This is a genomic window from Endozoicomonas sp. ALB115 (assembly GCF_049310245.1).
In the GTDB taxonomy this organism is placed as follows: Bacteria; Pseudomonadota; Gammaproteobacteria; order Pseudomonadales; family Endozoicomonadaceae; genus Endozoicomonas.
Map to the genome: position 1 here is coordinate 1 of NZ_JBLYZG010000118.1, position 6,601 is coordinate 6,601.

Sequence of the window (6,601 nt, forward strand, 5' to 3'; positions counted from 1 at the left end):
TCAGGTTGCTGCTGATTCTTCCTGTTTTCCCTCTACAGAGTTCATCAATCTGTTCCGCTTAGGCGCTGTCACAAACATAGGGCAACCATCGTATTACGCTTCCGGAACCGCTTTCAGGGTAGCCACCAGCAGATCCCAGAACCTGGCAACGCTCTGGATATGGACTTTCTCATCCGGAGAGTGCGGGAAGCGGATGGTTAGGCCACGTGAAGTCAGTTTTTTGCATTAAGAAAAAAACATAACCCGGGAACTTTTCCATCACTGGATGGATCAATGATGCCAAGTATTTTTTGTACATATTTCCAATGTACTTTTATGCAACATCATCGAGGCCTGTTTATGATTCAGCAACCTATTCAGCAGTCCATTCAGCAACCAATTTATGACAGCGCTTCCCAACGTTCAGGGAATGGCGTCGAACATTCCTGGCTCGGCCATGGCGTTGCTGTTGCTAAAGCATTTGTGAAATCATTGATTCCGATGGAAGATCCTCACTTCAGTATTAATCCCGATAAAGCACTGGAAGGTATTGGGCGACTGGCCACGGCAACTATCGTGCCGTTGAGTCCCATCCTTTTCATAGCGAAAGATATTGCCGATGCCTGGTTCGGTAGCTGTGTGCCCGGTCCGGATGTCAAACCGGAATTACCACAGACATCAAAAGCAACCGGGGAAGAGGCTCAGGAAAAAGAACCCGGCTCGAAAGACGTACCCCTTCAACAGCCATCCACGGCCCGCTATCAAGGGAGTCAGGGATCCAGAGGACTGCTTGCACTTGGCACACTGGCCAGCTCTTTTCAGTATGCCAATTCGAATGCCAGTGCCAATGGTTCAATACCCATAAAGATTTATGATGCAAAAACCCTGGGCATGATTGGCCGAAATGACAGCTATCCACTGAACGGTACATACCAACAGACGGCGGATATTGTTGTCACTCAAGACTATCAATCCATTGGCAGTGATACCGATCCATTCACCGGGCAGTACGATGGGCAGTGCCGTACTATCAGCGACCTGCCTGACTGTCTTGTTGACACTCTGAAAGGCAGCATCAGTGACCTTCACTTGACTGGTGCCAATATAATAAATTCCACGAAGGTGACTGGGGTAGCAGCCTGTGTTGTTGATATTAATGGCACAGTCATTGGTGTACGGGCCGAAAATGCTCGTATTTCCACCTGGGGTGACAAAGCTTACGCGGGCATTGGGGGAGGGGAGATTAAAGGAACGGTTGCCAACATCACGGCGGTGGACAGCACGGTCGAAACCTCGGGTGAACGTGCATACGCCGGCATCGGGGGGGGGCTGGTTCACGATGGAGGAATGGTTGCCAACACCACGGCGGTGGACAGCAGGGTAGAAACCTCGGGTGAACGTGCATACGTCGGCATCGGAGGGGGGTGGGTTTCTGGAATGGTTGCCAACACCACTGCGGTGAACAGCACGGTCAAAACCAACAAGGGTGAACGTGCATACGCCGGCATCGGGGGGGGGGTGATTGTCAAAGGAACGGTTGCCAACACCACGGCGGTGAACAGCACGGTCGAAACCTCGGGTAAAGATGCACACGCCGGCATCGGGGGGGGGATGATTTTCAAAGGAAAGGTTGCCAACACCACGGCGGTGAACGGCACGGTCGAAACCTCGGGTAATTATGCATACGCCTGCATCGGGGGGGGGGTTGTTAAAAACGGAACGGTTGCCTGCACCACGGCGGTGAACAGCAAGGTCAAAACCTCGGGTGTAGGTGCATACGCCTGCATCGGGGGAGGGCAGGTTACCTATGGAGGATCGGTTGCCAACACCACGGCGGTGAACAGCACGGTCGAAACCTTGGGTGAAGGTGCATTCGCAAGCATCGGGGGAGGGGCGGTTTTCGATCAAGGAACGGTTGCCTGCACCACGGCGGTGGACAGCACGGTCGAAACCTCGGGTAAAAATGCACACGTCGGCATTGGGGTAGGGCAGGTTACCGATGGAGGAAAGGTTGCCAACACCACGGCGGTGAACAGCAGGGCCGAAACCTCGGGTGAACGTGCATGCGCAGGCATCGGGGGGGGAGCGGTTTACGATCAAGGAACGGTTGCCTGCACCACGACGGTGGACAGCACGGTCGAAACCTCGGGTAAATATGCACACGCAGGCATTGGGGTAGGGCAGGTTACCAATGGAGCAACGGTCGCCAACACCACGGCGGTGAACAGCAGGGCCGAAACCTCGGGTGAGCGTGCATGCGCAGGCATCGGGGGAGGGGCGGTTTACGATCAAGGAACGGTTGCCTGCACCACGGCGGTGGACAGCACGATCGAAACCTCGGGTAAATATGCACACGCAGGCATTGGGGTAGGGCAGGTTACCAATGGAGCAACGGTCGCCAACACCACGGTGGTGAACAGCACGGTCGAAACCTCGGGTGAAGTTGCATGCGCCGGCATCGGGGTGGGCCTGGTTCATAATGGAGGAAAGGTTGGCAGCACCACGGCGGCGGGCAGCAAGGTCGAAACCTCGGGTAAATATGCATACGCCGGCATCGGGGGAGGGCTGGTTTCCAATGGAGGAACGGTTGCCAACACCACGGCGGTGAACAGCACGGTCGAAACCTCGGGTAAATATGCATACGCCGGCATCGAAGGAGGGGAGGTTCGTGATGGAGGAAAGGTTACCAACACCACGGCGGTGAATAGCTATGTCATCATGAAAAAGAATTTTGGACCTGAATCCAATGAGCAGCTTCTTTGCCAAAAAGCTGACCCACGCGTGTTAACAGCCAATTGCGCTTTTGGACCTGAATCCAATGAGCAGCTTCTTTGCCAAAAAGCTGACCCTCGTGTGTTAACAGCCAATTGCGCTTCGGGAACTGAATTTCTGGATGCGTTGGATTTTTCGTACGGTGATGTTTGCCCGGTAAATGCCGCTACAGTGTCAACAACCGCTTCGGCGTCAACTGCCGCGACAGAGTCAACCGCGGCGGCGTCAGCAGCCGCCATAGTGTCAACAGACGCTAGAGTATCAACAGCGGCTACAGCATCAACAGCCGCTACAGCATCAACAGCCGCTACAGCGCTCATTACCACAGGTACACTTGTGGCAGCGGGCGGATTGGCGATTGTCGGCTATTCAACCTATCAATGGATTAACGGTTACCGGCACGGGTTGCGTGGTAAGGAGCTGGCGAAGAAACCCCTGACTCGTGGTAAAGAACTGGCTAGCGCTGCGGTCAACTCGGTATCACATGGTTGTCAGGGAATCAGAGAACGAATGAACAGGCAGAGAGTTCCTGCACTCAGCAGCGTATGAAATGAACCAGGTACTGACTGACAGAGTAACTGAGCTGGACAAACGTTGGTAACCTATTTATTCAAACAGTCCCCTGTATTGGAGCATTTAAAAAAGGCGACCGTCACTGAACAGTCGTCTTTTTATAGTACCAGAATGTCAGAACGATCAGGTTGCTGCTGATTCTTCCTGTTTTCCCTCTACAGAGTTCATCAATCTGTTCCGCTTAGGCGCTGTCACAAACATAGGGCAACCATCGCATTACGCTTCCGGAACCGCTTTCAGGGTAGCCACCAGCAGATCCCAGAACCTGGCAACGCTCTGGATATGGACTTTCTCATCCGTAGAGTGCGGGAAGCGGATGGTTAGGCCACGTGAAGTCAGTTTTTTGTATTAAGAAAAAAACATAACCCGGGAACTTTTACATCACTGGATGGATCAATGATGCCAAGTATTTTTTGTACATATTTCCAATGTACTTTTATGCAACATCATCGAGGCTTGTTTATGATTCAACAACCCATTCAGCAACCCATTCAGCAACCAATTTATGACAGCGCTTCCCAATGTTCAGGGAATGGCGTCGAACATTCCTGGCTCGGCCATGGTGTTGCTGTTGCTAAAGCATTTGTGAAATCATTGATTCCGATGGAAGATCCTCGCTTCAGTATTAATCCCGATAAAGCACTGGAAGGTATTGGGCGACTGGCCACGGCAACTATCGTGCCGTTGAGTCCCATGCTTTTCATAGCGAAAGATATTGCCGATGCCTGGTTCGGTAGCTGTGTGCCCGGTCCGGATGTCAAACCGGAATTACCACAGACATCAAAAGCAACCGGGGAAGAGGCTCAGGAAAAAGAACCCGGCCTGCAAGACGTACCCCTTCAACAGCCATCTGCAGCCCGCTATCAAGGGAGTCAGGGAACCAGAGGACTGCTGGCACTTGGCACGCTGGCCAGCTTTTTTCAGTATGCCAATTCGAATGACAGTGCCGATTGTCCACAACCCATAAAGATGCCCATAAAGATTAATGATACGAAAACCCTGGACAAGATTGGTCGAGATCCCTGCTATCCAATGAACGGTATATACCAACAGACGGCGGATATTGTTGTCACTCAAGACTTTCAATCCATTGGCAATGATACCGATCCATTCACCGGGCAGTACGATGGGCAGTGCCGTACCATCAGCGACCTGCCGGACTGTTTTGTTGCCACTCTGAAAGGCCGCATCAGTGACCTTCACTTGACTGGTGCCAATATAATAAATTCCACAAAGGTGACTGGGTTAGCAGCCTGTGTTGTTGAAATTAATGGCACAGTCAGTGGTGTCCGGGCCAAAAATGCTCATGTTTCCACCTTGGGTGACAAAGCTTACGCCGGCATTGGGGGAGGGGAGGTTAAAGGAACGGTTGCCAACATCACGGCGGTGGACAGCGCGGTGGAAACCTCGGGTGAACGTGGATACGCCGGCATCGGGGGGGGGATAGTTCACGATGGAGGAATGGTTGCCAACACCACGGCGGTGGACAGCACGGTCAAAACCAACAAGGGTCAATCTGCACACGCCGGCATTGGAGTGGGGGTGGTTGCCCCTGGAGCAACGGTTGCCAACACCACGGCGGTGAAAAGCACGGTCGAAACCTTGGGTCTTTATGCACGCGCCGGCATCGGGGGGGGGGTGATTGATGGAAATGTTGCCAACACCAGGGCGGTGAACAGCACGGTCAAAACCTCGGGTACTTATGCGCACGCCGGCATTGGAGGGGGGTGGGTTGACACTGTAGGAACGGTTGCCAACACCAGGGCGGTGAACAGCACGGTCAAAACCTCGGGTACTGATGCATACGCCGGCATCGGGGGAGGGCAGGTTTCCGGAAATGCAACGGTGGTTGCCAACACCACGGCAGTGGACAACAGCACGGTCGAAACCTCGGGTAAATCAGCATCCGCCGGCATCGGGGTGGGGGCGGTTTTCGATCAAGGAAAGGTTGCCAACACCACGGCGGTGAACAGCACGGTCGAAACCTCGAGTACTGATGCAAACGCCGGCATCGGGGTGGGGGCGGTTTACGATCAAGGAAAGGTTGCCAACACCACGGCGGTGAACAGCATGGTCAAAACCTCGCGTGAAAAAGCATGCGCCGGCATCGGGGGAGGGCAGGTTTCCGGAACTGCAACGGTTGCCAACACCACGGCAGTGGACAGCACGGTCGAAACCTCGGGTGAAAATGCATACGCCGGCATCGGGGGAGGGTGGGTTTACAAAAATGCAAAGGTTGCCAACATCAGGGCGGTGAACAGCACCGTCAAAACCTTGGGTAAACGTGGATTCGCCGGCATCGGGGGGGGGACGATTGATGGAAAGGTTGCCGACACCAGGGCGGTGAACAGCACGGTCAAAACCTCGGGTGAACGTGGATACGCCGGCATTGGAGTGGGGTGGGTTGACCAAGAAGGAACGGTTGCCAACACCAAGGCGGTGAACAGCACGGTCGAAACCTCGGGTAAATCAGCATTAGCCGGCATCGGGGGGGGGATGGTTTCCAGAAATGCAAAGGTTGTCAACACCACGGCGGTGAACAGCACGGTCAAAACCTCGCGTGAAAAAGCATACGCCGGCATCGGGGGAGGGCAGGTTTCCGGAACTGCAACGGTTGCCAACACCACGGCAGTGGACAGCACGGTCGAAACCTCGGGTGAAAATGCATACGCCGGCATCGGGGCGGGGGCGGTTTACGATCAAGGAACGGTTGCCTGCACCACGGCGGTGGACAGCACGGTCAAAACCTCGGGTAATTCTGCATACGCCGGCATCGGGGTAGGGCAGGTTGCCCATAACGCAACGGTTGCCAACACCACGGCAGTGAACAGCACGGTCGAAACCTCGGGTGAAGGTGCATACGCCGACATCGGGGCAGGGAAGTTTGCCAATAACGAAAAGGTTTCCAACACCATGGCGGTGAATAGCTATGTCATCATGAAAAAGGATTTTGGACCTGAATCCAATGAGCAGCTTCTTTGCCAAAAAGCTGACCCACGTGTTTTAACAGCCAATTGCGCTTTGGGACCTGAATCCAATGAGCAGCTTCTTTGCCAAAAAGCTGACCCACGCGTGTTAACAGCCAATTGCGCTTCGGGAACTGAATTTCCGGATGCGTTGGATTTTTCGTACGGTGATGTTTGCCCGGTAAATGCCGCTAGAGTGTCAACAACCGCTTCGGCGTCGACGGCCACTACAGAGTCAACAGCGGCGGCGTTAGCAGCCGCCACAGTGTCAGCAGACGCTACAGCATCAACAGCCGCTACGGCGATCATTA

General features: G+C 54.0%; 3 protein-coding genes. All 3 read left to right on the plus strand.

Annotated elements, in window-relative coordinates; translation table 11 throughout:
* On the plus strand, window positions 1–229 hold a 229-nt coding region (locus ACO6VE_RS23565; RefSeq protein WP_422463852.1), incomplete at its 5' end, for a hypothetical protein.
* Between the two features lie 110 nt (window positions 230–339).
* Window positions 340–3,300: a hypothetical protein gene (locus ACO6VE_RS23570; RefSeq protein WP_422463854.1), complete on the plus strand. Its 2,961-nt coding sequence runs from the start codon at window positions 340–342 to the stop codon at window positions 3,298–3,300.
* Between the two features lie 486 nt (window positions 3,301–3,786).
* Window positions 3,787–6,601 (plus strand): hypothetical protein (locus ACO6VE_RS23575; RefSeq protein WP_422463856.1); only part of this gene is annotated, 2,815 nt, incomplete at its 3' end.